This window comes from Pseudomonas sp. MWU12-2319, assembly GCF_023242525.1.
GTDB lineage: Bacteria > Pseudomonadota > Gammaproteobacteria > Pseudomonadales > Pseudomonadaceae > Aquipseudomonas > Aquipseudomonas gingeri_D.
This window is the reverse complement of record NZ_JALJES010000006.1, coordinates 44,392-63,888: the sequence shown is the minus strand read 5'-3', so window position 1 is coordinate 63,888 and position 19,497 is coordinate 44,392. Positions and strand designations below refer to the sequence as shown.

The 19,497-nt window shown below is 62.5% G+C and carries 18 protein-coding genes; 7 read left to right on the top strand and 11 right to left on the bottom strand.

The features are described from left to right. Positions 1-114 precede the first annotated feature (114 nt). Genes M5C01_RS11825 through M5C01_RS11810 form a run of 4 tightly spaced genes read right to left on the bottom strand, consistent with a single transcriptional unit; the run spans position 115 to position 4,701 of the window. Positions 115-1,329 carry a CaiB/BaiF CoA-transferase family protein gene (locus tag M5C01_RS11825; RefSeq protein ID WP_152738738.1) on the bottom strand — a complete coding sequence of 405 codons (1,215 nt, stop codon included), beginning with the start codon at positions 1,327-1,329 and terminating at the stop codon, positions 115-117. Then, positions 1,329-2,678: an MmgE/PrpD family protein gene (locus tag M5C01_RS11820; protein WP_152738735.1), complete on the bottom strand. Its 1,350-nt coding sequence runs from the start codon at positions 2,676-2,678 to the stop codon at positions 1,329-1,331. The genes M5C01_RS11825 and M5C01_RS11820 overlap by 1 nt, the downstream gene beginning before the upstream one ends. 10 nt (positions 2,679-2,688) lie before the next feature. Beyond that, on the bottom strand, positions 2,689-3,852 hold the full coding sequence (locus tag M5C01_RS11815; RefSeq protein WP_152738732.1) for an acyl-CoA dehydrogenase family protein: 1,164 nt from the start codon (positions 3,850-3,852) through the stop codon (positions 2,689-2,691). Positions 3,853-3,873: 21 nt separating this feature from the next. Beyond that, positions 3,874-4,701, bottom strand: coding sequence for a MaoC family dehydratase N-terminal domain-containing protein (locus M5C01_RS11810; protein WP_103496112.1), 828 nt, complete (start codon positions 4,699-4,701; stop codon positions 3,874-3,876). Between the two features lie 147 nt (positions 4,702-4,848). Between M5C01_RS11810 and M5C01_RS11805 the strand changes: the two genes are divergently transcribed. After that, a complete protein-coding gene (locus tag M5C01_RS11805; protein ID WP_152738729.1) occupies positions 4,849-5,742 on the top strand; it encodes a LysR family transcriptional regulator in 894 nt (297 codons plus the stop codon). 132 nt (positions 5,743-5,874) lie between these two features. Further along, positions 5,875-6,795: a transaldolase gene (gene tal, locus M5C01_RS11800; RefSeq protein WP_103496114.1), complete on the top strand. Its 921-nt coding sequence runs from the start codon at positions 5,875-5,877 to the stop codon at positions 6,793-6,795. Positions 6,796-6,975: 180 nt separating this feature from the next. Here the strand turns inward: tal and M5C01_RS11795 are convergent, their stop codons facing one another. Next, positions 6,976-7,176: a co-regulatory protein PtrA N-terminal domain-containing protein gene (locus M5C01_RS11795; RefSeq protein ID WP_103496115.1), complete on the bottom strand. Its 201-nt coding sequence runs from the start codon at positions 7,174-7,176 to the stop codon at positions 6,976-6,978. 205 nt (positions 7,177-7,381) lie between these two features. Here M5C01_RS11795 and M5C01_RS11790 point away from each other — a divergent pair, with 205 nt between their 5' ends. Beyond that, positions 7,382-8,278, top strand: coding sequence for a LysR family transcriptional regulator (locus tag M5C01_RS11790; RefSeq protein WP_152738726.1), 897 nt, complete (start codon positions 7,382-7,384; stop codon positions 8,276-8,278). 3 nt (positions 8,279-8,281) lie between these two features. Here M5C01_RS11790 and M5C01_RS11785 read toward each other — a convergent pair whose 3' ends face one another. The 4 genes from M5C01_RS11785 to M5C01_RS11770 all read right to left on the bottom strand — a co-directional run bounded on the left by M5C01_RS11785 (position 8,282) and on the right by M5C01_RS11770 (position 13,523). Continuing rightward, positions 8,282-9,517 (bottom strand): HD-GYP domain-containing protein, encoded by a 1,236-nt coding sequence (locus M5C01_RS11785; protein ID WP_152738722.1) that lies wholly within the window; start codon positions 9,515-9,517, stop codon positions 8,282-8,284. 53 nt (positions 9,518-9,570) lie between these two features. Beyond that, complete coding sequence (locus tag M5C01_RS11780) at positions 9,571-11,193, bottom strand: methyl-accepting chemotaxis protein (RefSeq protein ID WP_152738719.1); 1,623 nt, start codon at positions 11,191-11,193, stop codon at positions 9,571-9,573. Between the two features lie 92 nt (positions 11,194-11,285). Next, complete coding sequence (locus tag M5C01_RS11775) at positions 11,286-11,999, bottom strand: hypothetical protein (RefSeq protein ID WP_152738716.1); 714 nt, start codon at positions 11,997-11,999, stop codon at positions 11,286-11,288. Between the two features lie 243 nt (positions 12,000-12,242). Continuing rightward, the gene (locus M5C01_RS11770) at positions 12,243-13,523 is read right to left on the bottom strand and encodes an HAD family hydrolase (RefSeq protein WP_103496119.1); all 1,281 of its coding nucleotides are present in this window, start codon (positions 13,521-13,523) and stop codon (positions 12,243-12,245) included. Between the two features lie 262 nt (positions 13,524-13,785). Between M5C01_RS11770 and M5C01_RS11765 the strand changes: the two genes are divergently transcribed. Further along, a complete protein-coding gene (locus M5C01_RS11765; protein ID WP_152738713.1) occupies positions 13,786-14,553 on the top strand; it encodes a DeoR/GlpR family DNA-binding transcription regulator in 768 nt (255 codons plus the stop codon). A gap of 114 nt (positions 14,554-14,667) precedes the next feature. Here the strand turns inward: M5C01_RS11765 and M5C01_RS11760 are convergent, their stop codons facing one another. Both M5C01_RS11760 and M5C01_RS11755 read right to left on the bottom strand, forming a co-directional pair. Then, positions 14,668-15,300 (bottom strand): PQQ-binding-like beta-propeller repeat protein, encoded by a 633-nt coding sequence (locus M5C01_RS11760; RefSeq protein WP_152738709.1) that lies wholly within the window; start codon positions 15,298-15,300, stop codon positions 14,668-14,670. 9 nt (positions 15,301-15,309) lie between these two features. Then, on the bottom strand, positions 15,310-16,530 hold the full coding sequence (locus tag M5C01_RS11755; RefSeq protein ID WP_152738706.1) for a helix-turn-helix domain-containing protein: 1,221 nt from the start codon (positions 16,528-16,530) through the stop codon (positions 15,310-15,312). 122 nt (positions 16,531-16,652) lie between these two features. Here M5C01_RS11755 and M5C01_RS11750 point away from each other — a divergent pair, with 122 nt between their 5' ends. The 3 genes from M5C01_RS11750 to M5C01_RS11740 all read left to right on the top strand — a co-directional run bounded on the left by M5C01_RS11750 (position 16,653) and on the right by M5C01_RS11740 (position 19,485). Continuing rightward, the gene (locus M5C01_RS11750; RefSeq protein ID WP_152738702.1) at positions 16,653-17,450 is read left to right on the top strand and encodes a thioredoxin family protein; all 798 of its coding nucleotides are present in this window, start codon (positions 16,653-16,655) and stop codon (positions 17,448-17,450) included. Positions 17,451-17,455: 5 nt separating this feature from the next. Beyond that, a complete protein-coding gene (locus M5C01_RS11745) occupies positions 17,456-17,722 on the top strand; it encodes a hypothetical protein (protein ID WP_152738699.1) in 267 nt (88 codons plus the stop codon). Positions 17,723-17,838: 116 nt separating this feature from the next. After that, entirely contained in the window at positions 17,839-19,485 is a 1,647-nt protein-coding gene (locus M5C01_RS11740) for a SulP family inorganic anion transporter (protein ID WP_152738696.1), read from the top strand. Positions 19,486-19,497 lie beyond the last annotated feature (12 nt).

Genomic DNA, 19,497 nt, shown 5'->3' with positions numbered 1-19,497 from the left:
TTCCGACAAGCCCTGCTCCTACAGTCCTCTGTCGTTCCCCATATTTGTGTACGACGCCAAACTGTAGGAGCAGGGCTTGCCCGCGAAGGGGCCCTTGAGAGCAGCCCATTCTTTTCAAACCACCCCATCCACCCGCAGCCGCTCCACCGCCTCCGCGGAAAAGCCCAACTCACTGAGGATCGCCCCGGTGTGCTCGCCCAACCCCGGCACCGCCTCCATACGCGGCTCAAACGCCGCATTGCGCGCCGGCGGCAGCAACGCCGGGAGCTTCCCCGCCGGACTCCCGACCTCGCGCCAGCCATCCCGGGCCTTGAGCTGCGGGTGATCCCACACGCCCTGCATGTCGTTGACCCGGGCATTGGCGATCTGCGCCTCTTCCAACCGGGCAATCACCTGCTCGGTGCTGAGCCGGGCAAAGCTGTCGACGATGATCTGGCGCAACACCTCACGGTTGGCCGAACGCTTGAAGTTGGCCGAAAAGCGCTCGTCCACCGCCAGCTCGGGGGTCAGCAGCACCCTGTCGCAGAACGCCGCCCACTCACGCTCGTTCTGCAACCCGAGCATCACGGTGCCGCCGTCGCCCGCCGGAAACGGCCCGTAGGGATAAATGGTCGAGTGCGCCGCACCGGCCCGTGGCGGCGGCGGCGCACCGTCGAAGGCGTAATACATCGGGTAGCCCATCCACTCCACCAGGCTTTCCAGCATGCTGACGTCGATGCGGCTGCCCTCCCCGGTTTTCTCCCGCAGCAGCAACGCCGAGAGAATGCCGCTGTAGGCGTACATCCCGGCGGAGATATCGGCGATGGAGCAGCCGGCCTTCGCCAGCTCTTCCTCACCCGGCCCACCGGTCACCGAAAGAAAGCCACCCTCGCTCTGGATCAAAAGGTCGTAGGCCTTTTTCTTCTCATAAGGACCACCTTCGCCATAACCGGAGATATCGCAGACGATCAGCCGTGGAAAGCGTTCATGCAGCGCCTCGAAGGACAAACCCATTCGCGCGGCAGCCCCCGGCGCGAGGTTCTGCACCAGTACATCGGCCTGCCCCAGCAGATTTTCGAGAATATCGCCGGCCTGGTCCTGCTTGAGGTCCAGGGTCAGGCTTTCCTTGGAACGGTTGGTCCAGACGAAGTGCGAGGCCAGGCCGCGAACACGTTCGTCATAACCACGGGCAAAGTCGCCGCTGCCGGGGCGCTCGATCTTCACCACCCGTGCGCCCAGATCCGCCAGTTGCCGCGTACAGAACGGTGCGGCAATGGCGTGTTCGAGGCTGATCACCGTGATGCCGTCCAACGGGCGCGGTGCCGGGGTATTGCCTGCTGCCGTATTCATCAGCGCAGCTCCTTCAAGTCAGTGGTATTACGCAGGTCCCAGACCTGACGGATCAAACCCTCGGCCTGCTCGGCCGAGCGCGCCCCGGAGAACTGCAGCAGACGGCGGAATTTGTCTTCCAGCTCGGCCCGCGACAGGCTGTTGCCAGGATCACCCTTGGGCTCGTCGATGGCGCCGTACAGGGTGCGCCCGTCAACCGTGGTGACCAGCACCCGGCCCAACCAGCGCTGGGGATAGGCGCCATCGACTTCCGGGTCCAAGGTCATGCTGACCTTCTCGCGAAACGCCGATACGGCCGGATCGGTCAAGGACAGTTGGTGGAACTCCGGCAGCCCGGCCTTGCCATGCACGGCGATCAGGCCCAGCACGGTGCCCATGGAGAACTTGGCCTGGTGCACCGTCTGCGGCACCTTGACCCGTCCGAGCACATCAATGGCACCCTGATGCACACGGGTTTCCACATGCCGAATCTGTTCATGACTCAAGCCTTCCTGCCACATCAGCTCCAGCAACGCATCAGCGGCCGGATGGGTGTGGCGACAGGACGCGTGGAACTTGAACGAGGTTTCCACCAGCGCCCAGCGGCTGCCCAGGCGATCGGACAACTTCGTCGGATCGGCATCGCTGGACATCCCGGCGGCCAGCCCCTGGTCACCTTCGAGAATATTGCGCGCCCCGGTCAGGCCATCCGCCGTCAGGTAGGCGGCCAATAGGCCGTCCGCCGCAGCCTTGGCGGTGTGCAACTGCTTGGAATCGGCGGCATCCCGGAGGAACTCCCAGAGCCCGGCGGCCTGGGTGCCGGCGCTGCCCAGCAGGTTGCTGAACTGTCCCTGGTCGAAGTCCATCAGCTTGCCCACGGCCACGGCCGCCGCCAGGGTGCCGACGGTGGCCGTGGTGTGGAAGATCCGATAGTGCGAACGCCCGAGGAACTCGCCGATACGAATCCCCGCCTCATAGCCGGCCAGCGAGGCCAGCAACAGCTCGCGGCCGGACTTGCCGAGATCCTGGGCCGCCGCCAGGGCCGCCGGGAACACCACCGTGGCCGGGTGCAGCACGGAACTGTTGTGCAGATCGTCCTGCTCCACCAGATGGGAGGACGCGGCATTCACCAGGGCGGCGAAGTACGCCGAACTGCCCTGGCCATTGACCAGGATCCGCGCCGGGCCGCTTGCCGGGCCCATCTTGCGGGCATAGGCCTCGAACAACGGAATCGGATGGGCGCCCTGGCTGGCCAGGGCCGAGGCCAGCCAATCGAGGAACAGATCTTCGGTACGCTCGAACACCGCTTGCGGTACCTGTTCGTAACGCAGGTCGGCGAGGAATTCGCAGAGGGCTTGGGTATGGCTCATGCGCGGCGCCTCAGAAGCTGCGTGGCAGTTCGAGCAGGTGCTCGGCCACGTAGGACAGGATCAGGTTGGTGGAGATCGGCGCCACCTGGTACAGGCGGGTCTCGCGGAACTTGCGCTCGACGTCGTATTCACAGGCGAAACCAAAACCGCCATGGGTCTGCAGGCAGGCGTTGGCCGCTTCCCAGGACGCCTTGGCCGCCAGGTACTTGGCCATATTGGCGCTGGCCCCGGCGTTCTGGCCGCTGTCGTATTCCTCGCAGGCGCGCCAGCGCATCAGGTCGGCGGCCTCGATCTCGATATGGGCTTCGGCAATCGGGAACTGCACGCCCTGGTTCTGCCCGATGGGGCGGCCGAACACCACCCGGTCGCGGGCATAGGCGCTGGCTTTTTCGATAAACCAGCGGCCGTCGCCGATGCACTCGGCGGCGATCAGCGTGCGTTCGGCATTCAGGCCGTCGAGGATGTAGCGAAAGCCCTTGCCCTCTTCGCCGATCAGGCTGTCGGCGGGGATTTCCAAGTTGTCGAAGAACAGCTCGTTGGTCTCGTGGTTGACCATATTGGCGATGGGCTGCACGGTCAGGCCGTTGCCGATGGCCTCGCGCAGGTCGACCAGGAAAATCGACATGCCTTCGGATTTCTTCTGCACCTCGGCCAGCGGCGTGGTCCGGGCCAGCAGGATCATCAGGTCGGAATGCTGGACCCGCGAGATCCAGACCTTCTGCCCATTGATCACGTACTTGTCGCCGTGCCTGATCGCGGTGGTCTTGATCTTGGTGGTGTCGGTGCCGGTGGTGGGTTCGGTGACACCCATCGATTGCAGGCGCAACTCGCCACTGGCCAGCTTGGGCAGGTAGAAGCTTTTCTGTGCTTGGCTGCCGTGGCGCAACAAGGTGAACATGTTGTACATCTGGCCGTGCACCGTGCCGGAGTTGCCGCCGCAGCGGTTCACTTCCTCAAGGATCACCGAGGCTTCGGCCAGACCCAGGCCGGAGCCGCCGTACTCTTCGGGAATCATTGCCGACAGCCAGCCGGCGTCGGTCAGGGCTTTGACGAAAGCCTCGGGAAAACCCTTCTCTTCATCTATCTTGCGCCAGTAGGCGGCGTCGAATTCGGCACATAGGGCGCGCACGCCTTCGCGAATGGCATTGAGTTCTTCGTTGTTATTCGGATTCATCGGGTGACGGCCTTTTTATTGTTAGTCGAAGTGCACTTCAGCCTGCTGGGCCAGGCCGGCGGCGTTGCCGGCCCAGAGCTGGGCGACGCCGGGACTGAGGATCCGTCCGCCGACTTCGAAGGGTTGTGGTGCGATCAGCGGGCGCACGCCGCGATAGGAAAAACGCCGCGGGGTTGCCTGGGGATTGGCCCGGCAGAACGCCCGCAGGTTCAGGGTGGCGATCATCGGACCGTGCACCACCAGGCCGGAATAGCCTTCGGTGCCGGTGACATAGGGGTAGTCGTAGTGGATGCGGTGGCCGTTGAAGGTCACGGCGCTGTAGCGAAACAGCAGGGTCGGCGTCGGCTCCACGGCTTCGCGCCAGCCGCCCTCGATCAGGGCTTCGCCGCTGCTCTGCTTCGGGGGGGTGGGCTCGCGGTAGACGATGTCCTGTTCTTCGCGAATCGCCAGCCGGCCGTCCTGGGAGTATTCATGCCGCACGGTGACAAACAGCAAGGCACCGCTACGCCCCTGTTTTTCCTCGATATGGCTGATGGTCGACAGCCGGGTGGCATCGTGACCGGCACGCAGGTGCTCGAAGAACTCCAGGCGCCCGCCGGCCCACATACGGTTGCGATTATCCGCCGGCGGCAGGAAGCCACCACGGGCCGGATGCCCGTCGCCGCCCAACAGGCTCTCGGCCAGCGGTTCCTGGAAGAAACACCATTGCCACAGCGGCGGCAATGCCTCGCCATGGGCCGGAGCCGGTTCGCCGAAGGTCGCGGCGATACGCTTGAGCAGGTTGCGGCTCAATTGGTCGTGGGCTTCTTCGGTCCGTCCTAGCCAGGCACTCAGATCCGTTGCACTCATGGAAGGTTTTCCCCTTGCCGGTTGTTGTCATGAACCGATGATGCAAGGTGCAGCCCGTTCCGAGAATTTGCATTTCTATAAGCCGGCGTTCAGTTATGCTGAACGCCAACGTCCTACCTGCACGCAGCCCCTGACCGGAGTCGCCCCATGCATTTCGACCTGGCGGATCTACGCCTCTTCATCCATATCGCCGAATCGCCGAGCCTGACCCAGGGCGCCCGGCGCGCCTTCCTCTCCCCGGCGGCCGCCAGCGCGCGGATCAAGGCCCTGGAAGCGCAACTCGACACCCGCCTGCTGTACCGCGACAGCCGTGGCGTGGAAGTCACCCCGGCCGGCCAGCGCTTGCTGCAACATGCGCGGCTGATCATGCGTCAGGTCGACTATCTGAAGAGCGAGTTCACCAGCTACGGCGGCGATTCGGCCGGGCATATCCGTATCTTCGCCAACACCACGGCGGTGACCGAGTTCCTCCCGGAGGTGCTGGCCGGCTTTCTCTCCCAGCGTCCCGGGGTCACGGTGGACCTGCAGGAACGGCTGTCGCGGGATATCGTCCGTGGCGTACTCGACGGCACCACCGACATGGGCATCATCGCCGGTCCCGTGGAAGCCAGCGGCCTGCAGGTGATGCACTTCAGCACCGACCGCCTGGTGCTGATCATGCCGGTGGACCATCCATTGGCGGCGCAGCCATCGGTGACCCTCGGCCAGACCCTGGCGTTCCAACATATCGGCCTGCATGAAGGCAGCACCTTGCTAAGCTTTCTGCGCGAGCATGTCGAACGGCTCGGCAAGACCCTGTCATTGCGTATCCAGGTCTCCAGCTTCGAAGCCATCTGCCGCATGGTCGAGGCCGGGGTGGGCATCGGCATCATTCCCGAGTCCGCCGCCGTGCGGCACAGCCGGACCATGGAACTGGTGACCGTGGCGCTGGACGAGCCCTGGGCGATTCGCGAGCGCAGCATCCTGGTGCGCGAACTCGAAGCCCTGCCCGGGACCATCCGCGCCTTGATCGCCACGCTGATGCCCAGTGCACAAACCTGAACCGCCCGACAGTTTGGGTTGCACAAACCCCTGCTTCGGCGGCATTCTTGATGACATTCGACTGACCGAACTTTTCACCGCAGCCGCACTCAATCAGTGCATGGATCCACGCCCTTCCCGACAGAGACGCTCATGACTTCGAAGCTTGCACAACTCAAGCAATTCACCACCGTGGTCGCGGACACCGGCGACCTCGACGCCATTACCCGCCTGAAGCCGGTCGACGCCACCACCAACCCTTCGCTGCTGCTCAAGGCCGCCGCGCTGCCAGGCTACGCCGACCTGCTCAAGGCCGCCGTGTCCCACGCCAAGGGCGATGTGGGCCTGGCCTGCGACCATTTCGCGGTGTCCGTGGGCAGTGGCATTCTCAAAGTGATTCCAGGGCGGATTTCCACCGAAGTCGACGCACGCCTGTCCTTCGATGAAAGTGCCCTGCTGAGCAAGGCCCACCAGTTGGTCGAGCTGTACGACAAGGTCGGCGTAGGCCGTGACCGCGTGCTGATCAAGCTGGCTTCGACCTGGGAAGGCATCCGCGCCGCCGAAAAGCTGGAAAAAGAGGGTATCCAGACCAACCTGACCCTGCTGTTCTCCTTCGCCCAGGCCGCGGCCTGCGCCGATGCCGGGGTGTTCCTGATCTCGCCGTTCGTGGGCCGGATCTACGACTGGTACAAGAAGTCCACCGGCAACGAGTACAGCGGTGCCGACGATCCGGGCGTGCAGTCGGTCACCCGTATCTACAACTACTACAAGTCCAACGACTACAAGACCGTGGTCATGGGTGCCAGCTTCCGCAACCTCAACCAGATCGAACAACTGGCCGGTTGCGACCGCCTGACCATCAGCCCCGACCTGCTGGAAAAACTGGGCCAGGACGAAGGCCAGCTGGAACGTCGACTGGTGCCGGGGGCCGCCGGTGAACCACGCTTGAACCTGAACGAAGCGCAGTTCCGCTGGGCCTCCAACGAAGACGCCATGGCCACCGAGAAACTGGCCGAGGGTATTCGTCAGTTCGCCCGTGACCAGGAAAAGCTCGAAGCCCTGCTGGCTCACTGATACGCCAATGACAACCCGGGCAGTCGGTTACTCCTCTGCCCAGGGCAACGCTCTTTTCGAGTCCTCCTGCCACACGGCTAGTCAGCGACTCGCTTGATGCCTTTTCTTTCCTGACCCGGCCCGCCTCACCAGGCGTCAAACGCCTGTGGGGCGAACCGCTGGGCTGCTCGACCCGCACCGTCAGTTGGTGCGTTCGACGCTATCGGACGCCTGCTTGCCGGCTGCCACGGCCTGGGCCTTTTCAGCCTGCTGGTAATAGGCCATGGACGTATCGCGGGCCGCGTCCATTCGGGCCATGACTTTATCACCGCCGCCTTCGGCCATGGCCGCAACGGAGGCGGTCATCAGGGTTACGATCAACAACGCTTTAAGGGATTTCATCAGTCACTCTCCAATAGTTTGAGTTCGTCAGCACGGGTTCCGGCTGACTTGGGCTCATCCTATCGAACGGTGCATTTCAGCCTGTTCCCCGCAGGATGAAATTTTTTACAGGAACATCAATTCGAGACGCGCCATCCCCGGTGCTGGATAAGCTCAAGTCAACGCCCTAGAATCGGCAAAGCATTGATTCTGGAAAAGAGACAATATGGATCGTATCGACTGCATGCGCGCCTTCGTCGCCACCGTCGGCGCCAATGGCTTTGCCGCGGCGGCCCGGGCCATGGATGTGCCGCGCTCGAAAGTCAGCAAGCAGATCCAGGCGCTGGAAGAGGCCATTGGCGTGCAACTGCTGCAACGCACCACCCGCAGCCTGCACCTGACCGAAGCCGGCGCGGAATACTACGAGGCGGCTCGCGAGCTGCTGGCGTCCCTGGATGAAACCGAACAACGGGCCCGCGACGGCGTCGGCGAACTGCGCGGCGTGCTGCGGGTCAACGCGCCCATGTCCTTCGGCCTGCGGCGGTTGGGGCCGTTGATCCCACTGTTTCACCAACAGCATCCGAACGTGGAACTGCAACTGGTGCTCAGCGACCAGCAAGTCGACCCGGTGCGCGGCGGCTTCGATGTCACCATCCGCATCGCCAGCCTGCCAGACTCGTCCCTGGTCGCCCGTTTGCTCGCTCCCGCGCCGCGCATCATGGTGGCCTCGCCGGCTTATCTGGCCCGAGCAGGCACACCGCAAACACCCAAGGACCTGACGGCCCACCAATGCCTGAACTACGGCTATCTGCAAAGCGGTGTCAGCCTGCAACTGAGCAATGGCAAGGAAACCCAGCGGGTCAATGTCACCGGCCCCCTGCATGCCAACAATGGCGACCTGCTGGCCCAGGCGGCCCAAGCCGGCATGGGCATCGCCTTGCTACCGGACTTTATCGTCGAGGACGCCCTGGCCGCCGGTACCCTGGTGCCGGTGCTGTGCGAGTGGCAAGCCCCGGCGATCAGCATCAACGCGGTCTATCCCTCGGCGCGCCGGGTGCCGCAGAAGACCCGGGCGTTTATCGAATTCCTGGTCAAGGCACTGGCGGTGGAAGTCGCCGCCTGACCCCTAGGCGGTACTGAAGATCGATTGCTTGCCGATGGAAATACCCGACCACAGTTCGTCCAGGTGCTTGAATCCCCACTTCTTGACCGACTCCAGGCTGACAATCGAGTCCTGTTCGCTGACAACAGCAAGATCGATAACACTCTGGGCAATGGGCATTCGCAGCTTCGCGGAGTAGAACACCTTCACCCGGGGCGTCAGCAATGAATGCTCGTGTTGCTCCAGGACGATCCCCAGGCGACCGCTGTGCAACAGCACCAGGGCCCCCACCGGATAGATACCGATGCAGCGGACGAAGGCATGGAAGATCTGCTCATCGAACTGGCCTTTCCAATCGGCCATTTTTCGAATGGCCTCGGCCGCCGTCCAGGCCTGCTTGCCATGTCGCTCGGAGGTCACCGAGTCGTAGCTGTCACACACCGCGGCCATCCGCGAAAACAGGCTGATCTGCGTGCCGCAGAGTTTGTGCGGATAGCCGCTGCCATCGATTCGCTCGTGATGATGCAGGCAGACATCCACCACCCTCGGGCTGAAATGGTGGGTGTCGAGAATCATCTTCGCGCCGATCTCCGGATGGTGGCGCAGGATATCGAACTCGGCCTCGGTGAGTGGCGAGGTTTTACCGAGCAACTCGGCAGGCACCATCATCTTGCCCACTTCGTGCAGGATGCCCGCCATGCCGGCCTCTTTCACCAGGCCCTCGGGCAGGTTCAGGCGGTAGGCCAGGCTCATCATCAGCGCGCACACCGCCACCGAATGCATATAGGTGTATTCATCGCTGGTCTTGAGCCGGGCCAGGCTGATCAAGGCGTCGGGATGGCGCATCAATGAATCGGAGATTTCCGCGATCAGGTGGGAGATCTGCTCGGGATGAACCGCCCTGCCCATGCGCAAGTCGCCGAACAGGCTCAGCACCGCGGCCTTGGTCCGGGCGCACAGATTCAGCGCATGGACCACCTCGTCGCTCATGGCAATCCGCGGGCGATTGCGTGGCCGCTCCCGCGCCGGAATCGCCAGTGCCTCAAGCTCCGGCGCAGCGGGTTCCTCGACCTCGACATCCAGACCCTTGTCGGTATCTATCCAGAGCGCGGCGAGGCCGGAAGCACGAATCTTTTGCAGATCAGCTTCATCATCCAGCAGAAAGTGACTGCGCCAGAACGGGTGGTCCATCCAGGAGCCACAGAAGGATTGCACATACATGCCGACACGAAGCTCGCTCACCTGTATCTGTCTTAGCATGATGGACATCCTGGTTTCTTGTCACACTCAAGCGCCTCCCCCCAGGGGCCTGGCTACAGTGAAAACCGCGCAATCAGGTGATTCAGGCCCCCGGCCAGTTTGGACAGTTCGCTGCTGGCAATCGACGTCTGGCTGGCGGCCGACGAACTCTGGATGGACAGATCGCGAATGCTCACCAGGTTGCGATCGACCGACCTGGCCACCTGCGCCTGTTGCTCGGACGCCGTGGCGATCAGCAGGTTCTTGTCATTGATATGGGAAATCGACAAGGTCACTTCCTCGATTGCCAGGCCCGTCTCATGGGCCAGCGAGCGGGTCACCCGGGTTTCTTCGCTGCTGTGGTTCATCGATTCCACGGCCTTCTTCGAGTCGACCTGGATGCCCTTGACCATCTGCTCGATTTCCTGGGTCGACTGCTGGGTCCGATGGGCCAGCGCGCGCACCTCATCCGCCACTACCGCAAAGCCACGGCCCTGCTCGCCGGCCCGTGCGGCCTCGATGGCGGCGTTCAACGCCAGCAGGTTGGTCTGTTCGGCGATGGAGCCGATCACGTCAAGCACCTTGGCAATGTGCAGGGCTTGCCCGGCCAGGCCTTCTATATCGCTCTTGGTCTGTTCGACGCGGCTGCTCAAGCGCTCGATGGAGTCGATGGTCTCGCCCACACGGTCCTGGACGACCCGCGCCGAGCGCTCCGAAGCCTGGGTCGACTCTGAGGCCGAAACGGCATTCCTGGCCACTTCTTCCACGGCCGCGGTCATCTGGTTGACGGCAGTGGCAGCCTGATCGGTTTCGATGCTCTGCTGCTGAATACCCGCCGTCGACTCGTGGGTAATCGCGCTCATCTGCTCCGCCGCGGAAGCCAGTTGCCGGGATGAGTCGGAGATATGTTCGATGGTGTTCTTCAGACTCGAACGCATGGCGGCGGCGACGGTCTGCAAGTCGGTGATTTCATCCCGTCCGCTGATCTCCACCTTGCTCTTCAGGTCGCCGTCGGCGATCTTCTGCATCGACAGGCGCAAGGCATTGATCGGCTGCGCGATGCTGCGGGTAAACAGCAGCGCCACGACGCAGGTGACCACCAGGGCCAGGACAATGAATATCAGCGTCAGCAGGAATGCGCTGTCATAGCTGGCATTCGCCACCTGCCCCGAGCGCTCGGCCCCCTCCTCGTTGAGCTGGATCAGCGCTTGAATCGAAGTCTGCAACTTTTTCGCCGCGTCACTGGTGGTGTCACGAATGAAGTGGGTCATGGTCTCGAAGGACGCGCTCGAACTCATGCTCACCAATCGATCGATCAGATCCTGATAATTGCGCACATTCACGACCACCTGGTCATAAAGTTGTTTTTCCTCGGGACTGGAAACCCGCGAAGCGTATTTTTCGGTTTCCTGGCTCAGGGCAATTTTCAGCGCCTGCAGTTTGTCCAGGGAAGTTTTGCTTTGGCGGTCTTCATCCATGACAAAACGGCGGGCATCGAGCCGGTAGAGCTGCCCGGCATCTTGAACGCGGCTGGCCTGGCGCACACTCGGCAACCAGTTGGTTTGCAACTCCAGGGAGGCATCGTGGATTTCTTTCATGCGGTACAGCGAGGTCAGCCCGAGGCTGATCAGCAGCAGACAGATCAGCCCGAAACCGAGCAGGGATCTGGAAGTCAACCTGATGTTCCTTGTTTTCATGAAACTACTCCGAGGCCAGGCTGCTTGAGCGTTCAAATGCGGCGGACGCCATCACTCCACCAGTGTAGTACGTCCCCCGCAAAAGATCGGTCTCAGCGCTCGCGCGGCATCAGGTCCCGATCAACAAGTTTACGAAACTCTATGGACAGGCCTTTGTGCCCATTGCCATCCAGGTTAATCCCCATACTTCCGACATGAGTGATCTGATCTTTCTGGTAAGTCTCACCTGACAATTGATAGACATGCCCGGGCCGAACTTGACAGTGGGCGTATTTTATTTCGAACTGACTTCCTGTTCTTCGACTCATGTCCATAATGATCGACTGTGCAGGATCAGTGACATCCATCAGTTTGACCACCGTCACCCGATCTGGATCACGAGCTTCCCGGGTTGTCCAATCGCCAGTGCCCTCAAGAACCACCAGCCGGGTAACTGCAACGGGAGGCGGACTGGTCCTGGGATCCACGCGAATGACGATATCCCTTTGATCCTGATCGCCCAGTGTCACCGGGTGGTGTCCCTCATGGGTAAGCGTGTCGCCGAAATACACTCGGCTGAACAGTTCATAACGGCCCCTGGCCTGTCTTTGGCACAACGCGTATTTGACACTGAACAGCACGCCCTTTTGCCGGCTGGTATCCAGCGTCACCGGTTGATCGGGGTGAGTCAGATCGCGCAGGGTCACTACCGTAACAAGATCGGGGGCGGGTACTTTATGAGTGGCCAGGTCGCTGACGCTGGGGATATCGTTCCTGCCCTCAAGCAGGATAAGCGCGGTGTTGCTGACGGGTGCGTCGGTATTCATAAAACGACTCTCGATAAATAGAAAAACCGGTTGATGACCTAACGACAAGTCACAAAACTTGCGTTCGAGAGATCACTGTAACAACGGGTAATCGAGGAAAAGTCGTAGCGGGATAGTGCACGTCGAACGGAATGTTGAAGAGTGCGCAACAACTGACTTGCGACCCTGGACAGCGCCAGGATCAACAAGCCGGATAACAGCGCGACTCGCGGGCGACCTTGCGCCACCCGCGAGCCGACGGACTCAGGCCAGCAGCTTGCGCTCGGTCTTGCCGTACTTGATCGATTTCTCGTCCGGGATCATCAGGCCGGTCTGCTCGTCGCGCCCCTGCAGGATGAACCGCGCATCGGCCTTGCCCAACTGCTCGGCGGCCTTCTGGCTGTCGGCACCGATCTCGCCCTTTTTCATGCGGTTGACGATCACGCCCACGGCGGTGTCCTTGAAGTCACGCAGCATCCAGGCATCGCCGTCGCTGTCACCGGCCACCAGCACCGGGCCATAACCCTTCTTCGCCACCAGGATATTCTTGATGCCGATGGTCTTGCCCGGGCCGTAGTTGAAGTGCCAGTTCGGCAGGTAACTGCTGTCGTACTTGCCGTCGGTCATGGACAGGCGCAGGCCGATCACGTTTTCCGGCGGTACGCCGTAGCCGTAGTTGGGGTTGCCGGCGAACACCCGGACCACATCGTCGATGGACGCGGTGCTGACATACACGTCAATGCCGTTGGCCCGCAGCGTGTGCATCAAACCACGGATTTCCTCGTGGATACGGATACCGTGGAAGTGCGTATCGGCGACCACCCCGGCCTTGCCCGGCAGGCTGCTCGGGCTCTCGTACTTGACCTTGCGCAGGCCATCACCCAGGTCGTGGTTATTGGACGCCTCGGCCATCGCCTGCAACTCGGCGGTGCTCATGTTCTTGTAGAAGTAGATGATCCATTTGTAGCCGATCTCCACCGGATAGCTGTCGCAGATCGCGTCATACATGAAGTAGAGCTTGGTGAAAAAGTCCTTGAACTGGTCGGTGGCGTGGATTTCTTCCAGGCTCTTGCTGCCGGCCAGGCCCTTGTAGTTGGCGTGCAGCCAGCGGTAGTCGGCTTCGACGTCGGCGGCGATGTCTTCCATGTTCACCGGCTTGCCGTCGACCGTGAGGTAATCCTTCATGAACGGACCATTGGGTACGTCCTGGCGCAGCACGGCGGCAAACTCGTCGGGGCTGAGTTTGTACTGCAAGTTGTTCATCTGGTAGACCAGCAGCGCCTCTTCGCAGTCGTTCATGATGCAGGTGTTGTCCCAGTCGAACACCGCGTACGGACGCTTGTCCGGGTGATAGGACGCACTCTTCACGCCATGCTGGTCAATCACCGCCTGCAGGCGCTTCTGGTTCAACGGCGACCAGCGCGCCGGGTCCAACTCGCTGGGCACGGCCTTGGTCGTCGCGGCCTCGGCAAGGCGGCCGCTCAACAACAAGGGACTGACAACGGAAACGGCGGCAAGGGTGTTCAGAAACTGGCGACGCTGCATGGCATAACTCCTGGAATTAGAAGAATGGTCGCAAACGGAGGCGACGGCGAGTGCGTGTTTCAAGGCAAGGGCGCAGGGGAACCGGCCGCCCGGCAATGAGGCTAACGTCAAATACACATAAATACAACAATGCCACAATATTACACATTTATGGCACATCGACACTTTCTCACCGGTGGTGATGGACCGCCGACTTGACAGCGCTGTCCCGTCTCCCACAATGCGTGCTCGGATACTGATCCCAACAGCAAGGACATGAGGTATGTGGCAAGAAGAGCGTTACCAGCGGATTCGTGCACTGCTGGCAACCTTGCAGCGCGTGACCACCGACCGCATCGTCACGGAACTGAATGTTTCCCGCGAAACAGTGCGGCGTGATCTGGTGGCGCTGGAAGCCCTGGGCGAGCTGAAACGCATCCACGGTGGCGCGATCATGGTCGAGGACGAGGCGCCGATAGCCGAGCGCGCGCATATCAACGTCAAGTTCAAGCGTGACCTGGCCCGTGCCGCGGTGGGTTTGCTCAGCCATGGGCAGACGATCTTTATCGACGCTGGCACCACCACTGAAATTCTTGCCCAGGAACTGGCCAAGCTGGGTGGGCTGACGGTGATTACCAACGCGTTCAACGTCGCGCTGCACCTGCGCGGCAGCGCACCGGGCAGCCTGCATAACGAAGTGATCATCCTCGGCGGTTCCCTCGGTGACCGTTCACCGGCCACGGTGGGCGCAACCACGGTGGCGGAAATCGGTCGCTATCGCGCCGACCTCGCGCTGCTCTCGCCGGTAGGCGTGGACGCCCACCACGGCGCCAGCAACTACGATCACCGCGAAAGCGAGGTGGCCCGGGCCATGGCCGAGCACGCCGAACGGGTGGTGATCCTTGCCGACTACAGCAAGCTCGGCGTACAGAGCCGTATCAGCTTCTGCCCGCCGGAACGCATCGATGTGCTGGTGACCAATCAGCGGGCCAGCGAAGAAGTGGCGTTCGAGGCACTGAAGGCCCGGCTCAAGGAAATCATCCTGGCCTGAGGGCCCAGGTTTCGCGCACGTTTGAAAGCAGCCAGGCTGCCCTACCAGCGGCCGGCGAGCTTGCCAGCGATGGTGCCCAAACAGGCACCACCGGCCTCGCTGGCAACCTTCTGTTTATCGGGGTCGACGGACAGCCCGGATCTTGCCGCTGTTTCCGCCACCACAAAAAAACCGATCCTGGCCATCGGACTCAAGCCCCGACACCCCCATGCCAGCCGGCATATCGATCCGCTCCAGCAGCGCGCCCGTCTGCGGATTCACCCGCCTTACATCGCTCTTGTCGTCTTCCCAGGTACCGTGCCAAAGCTCGCCATCAACCCAGGTCACCCCCGTCACGAAGCGCTTCGATTCGATAATGCGCAGAACCGCCCCGGTTTCGGGATCGACCTGATGAATCCGACGCCCCCGATGCTGCCCGACCCAGAGCGTTCCCTCGGCCCATGCCAACCCGGAGTCACCGCCATCGCCGGGGGCCGGTATGCTCGAAAGCACCTCGCCGGTCTTCGGATCGATCTTGCGGATGCGCCCCTCGGCAATCTGGAACAGGTACCGGCCATCAAAAGCGGTGCCGGCCTGCGCGGCGACATCGATCGAGCGCACTACCGCCCCGGTTTCCGGATCAAGGGCATTGAGCCTGTCACCCGAGGCAAACCAGACGTGCTGGCCGTCATAGGTCACGCCCGCAACCGAGTCGGCCCCTGGAAAAGGCCCGTATTCACGAAGAATTTCAGCTTGAGAGTTTTTCATGAGCTCAGTCTAGTCGCTGTCCAGCGGCCCCGGGAGTAACAACGTTGACGGGAACCCCGGCACGGACGGGAGCGTCCAGCGGCAGGCCGGCCCACGACCGAAAGCCTGCACCTTGCCTGTCGTCGCCAGGGCTTCGAGCGCCCGCTGCACCGTGCGCGGGCTGCTCCCCAACGCAATCGCCAGGGCCGAACTCGACCACGCTTCACCATCGGCCAAAAGGGCGAGCAGCGAACCATGCCGCTCCTCGACAGGCGGTGCCAGGATAACCACCTCATGGGCCTGTCGCGGCATAAGCACAAAGCCCTCGCCGGTCGCCCTCACCTGCGCGAACGCGTGGATTTCACCCCGCAGCCGCCCTATTTCGACCCGCAGCCGGACCCGGTGCGATTCATCGGCCTCCTTGCCGCGAAATGCCCGGGCGATCAGCACCTGCCGCGAGACCGCACCCGGCCAGCTCTCGGCGAGGGCACGGAGCAACGCGAACAGGACCGGTCGCGTCGTCAGCGATACCTGGGTGTGACCTTCAACCACAGCGTAGCGGCAGGCATCCACCACCAACGCCGCGGAGGCAAACAGTTGCTCGACTTCCTCCAACAGCAGCAAACGCGCCTCACCCCCCGTGATCAGACGTGCCGCAGGTATCTTCAGGGCCTGCGAGGCGCTTTCGACTTCAGCCGTCAATACGCCGATACCCGCCTCATGGGCGGCATTTTCCGCCCGCTGCAACGCAGCGCGTGCCGCCGCCGTGTGCAGGCGCCGGATGGCGATCCCGGCGCAGGCCAACTCGTAAGCGGCCCTCAAGGGCGGCGCCAGCAATCTCGGCTCAAGCGCGTCCAGCAGACGTTCGGCCTGGCCAAGATGACCGGTCAACAGCAGGCGCCGGGCTTCGAGATGACGCGCATGCGCGGCATTCAAGCGATCGCCATGCCCCTCGAGAACCGCCCGCGCGTCGGCGAGTGCCTTGACCGGCCAGGCCAGGTCACGGGAGACCAGTGCAATCTCGGCTTCGGCGACAATGCAGCGTGCCCTCGCCACCGCCTCTTGCGACCCGAAGGCACGGACGGCCAGCTTGAGCAGCGCCCTGGCACGCACCAGCTCACCCAACTGCGCCATGGCAATGCCACGCAGCGCAAGCCCGGGCCCGTCGTCGCGCAGGGCCACCCGCTTCAAGGCGCCGAGGACATCCCCGCTGGCAAGCAGCCGCGCCGCCGCCATGATCATCGCGTCCATGGGCATCCCGTCAAACTTGTCACTCCCGCCATCTGCCAGCCCCGTCCTAGTCTGTTAACGACCACCCCGTAACCGCTCGCACAATCGATGGTACGACGAGCACTGGCAAATGGAGAACCATGATGAGCACACAGAAGATTGGCACACGCGAAGAATGGCTGGCGGCGCGACTCGACCTGCTGGCCGATGAAAAAGAACTGACCCGGCGCGGCGACGCCCTGGCCCGGCGACGCCAGGCACTGCCCTGGGTACGGATCGACAAGGCCTACCGCTTCGACACCCCGGCGGGCAACGTCTCACTGCTGGAGCTGTTCAAGGGCCGTTCGCAGCTCCTTGTCTATCACTTCATGTTCGGGCCCGATTACAGCGCGGGCTGCCCGTCCTGCTCGTCGATCGCCGATGGTTTCAATGGCATCGTTGTCCATCTCGAACACCATGACGTTGCCTTTACCGCCATCTCGCGGGCACCGCTGGCCAAGCTGCAGGCATTCAAGCAGCGCATGGGCTGGAGCTTCGACTGGGCCAGCTCGTTCGGCAGCGACTTCAACAGCGACTTCAACGTCTGGTTCAGCGAGGAGCAGCAGCGCGAAGGCGGCATCGTCTACAACTACCTGCGCGAGGCGCCTCTGGCGGGGCCACAGAGAGGCCAGACCGTCAAGGAGTGGCAGCTGCAAGGTAGTGAAAGTCCGATTGCCCGGACCGCCGCCGCCACCGGCACCGACATAGCCACTTTCATTCGCGAACGGCCCGGTCTCAGCGCCTTCGTGCTTGAAGAGGGCGAGATCTACCACACCTACTCCAGCTATGCCCGTGGGTTGGACGGTATCTGGGGCATGTACCAGTGGCTCGACCGCGCGCCCAAGGGCCGCAACGAGCAGGGTATCTGGTGGCGCCGCCACGACGAATACGATCAGGAGTAAGCAGCATGCTCTTGTCCAGTCGAACAAATGAAGATCGATCGAACGGAGCGCCAGCCGGCAATGCGCTGAGCATTGCCGACTGGATGTGCCTGGCCGCGGCCCCAACCTTCGCCGGCATGGCACTGCTCACGGCCCTCAGCCCGGGCACGCAGATGGCCTGCTCGTCGATGCAGGGAACCTTTGCCTTCGACGGCATGGCGACGATGTACCTGATCATGGGCGCCTTGCATCTACCGCCCTGGCTACGGCTGCTTTCCGGACGCTCCCGTTGATTCAACGACGGTGGACAGCAAGGATTCCGGCATCGACGGGGACTACAGAATCCTATTGCTGTTTTATTATCATCATATGTTAATGTTATACACATGACCCCCGTGGAGTAAGCGTCATGATCGCGATACGAGAAGCGTGGAAATCCGGATTGCTGGGGCGCAAGCACTGGCCGCGTAATCTGGTCGCGGGCGTCATCGTGGGAATCGTCGCGCTACCGCTGTCCATGGCCTTTGCCATCGCCTCGGGGGTCAAGCCCGAACAAGGCATCTACACCGCCATTGTCGGCGGCCTGCTGGTGTCCTTGTTCGGCGGCAGCCGGCTACAGATCGCCGGCCCCACCGGCGCCTTTATCGTGATCCTGGCCAGTATCAGCGCCCGCTACGGCATTGACGGCCTGCAGATAGCGACGTTCATGGCCGGGGCGATCCTGCTGCTGCTCGGGATCACCCGGCTCGGCGCCATTATCAAGTTCATCCCCGACCCGGTGATCGTAGGTTTCACCGCCGGCATCGGTGTGATTATCTGGGTCGGACAATGGAAAGACTTCTTCGGCCTGCCGAAAGTCGCCGCCGGTCATTTTCATGAACAGCTCTGGCACCTGCTTCAAGCGCTGCCGCAGCTTCACCCGGCGACAACCCTGCTGGCATGCCTGAGCCTGCTGCTGGTATTGCTCACGCCCAGGCTCCCCGGTATGAAACGCGTGCCCGGGCCATTGGTCGCGATGGTGGTCGCCACCGTCATGCAGTCGTTTTTCCAGTTTCCCGGGGTGGCCACGATCGGCAGCGCCTTCGGCGGGATCCCCCAGGGGTTGCCGACCTTGAGCCTGCCGGAAGTGACCCTGCCGCGAATCATCGAATTGATCGGCCCGGCGTTCGCCATCGCCATGCTGGGCGCCATCGAGTCGTTACTCTCGGCGGTGGTCGCCGACGGCATGGCCGGCACCCGGCATGACTCCAACCAGGAATTGATCGGCCAGGGCATCGCCAACCTGTTCAGCCCCTTGTTCGGCGGCTTTGCCGCGACCGGCGCCATCGCCCGAACGGCGACCAACATCCGCAACGGCGGCAACAGCCCCCTCGCCGGCCTGGCCCATGCGCTGACCCTGGTGTTGCTGATTTCCTTCCTGGCGCCATTGGCTTCGAATATCCCGCTGTGTGCCCTCGCGGCCATTCTGTTTGTCGTGGCCTACAACATGAGCGAGCTGAAGCACTTCAAGCGCATGCTCCAGCGGGCGCCACGGGCCGATATCGCGATATTGCTGATCACCTTCCTGCTGACGGTCTTCAGCGACCTGACCATTGCCGTGAATATCGGCGTCATTCTCGCCATGCTGCAATTCATGCGGCGAATGGCGTCTTCGGTGGAAGTGCAGAAAATGGTCGGCAAGGACCTGGAGGTCGAGCTGCGCCTCAACGGCCAGGTCGAGTTACCGCCCAATGTCCTGGTGTATGGCATCGAGGGGCCGCTGTTCTTCGGGGCGGCGGAAACCTTCGAACGGGTGCTGGCACAAACCCACACCGATCCCGGGACCCTGATCATTCGCCTGAATCACGTGCCCTTCATGGACATCACGGGTTTGCAGACCCTGCTCGAAGTCATCGAGCAGCTACATGGCCGAGACATTATCGTGAAGTTGTGCGAAGCCAACGAGAAAGTCCTCGGCAAGCTGCGCAAGGCCGGGATACTCCAGGCGCTGGGGCCTGGGCACTATCATGCCGACTTCAATTCGGCACTGACCGCAACCCGTGAACCCGGGCAGTAAAGCCTGTCTGCC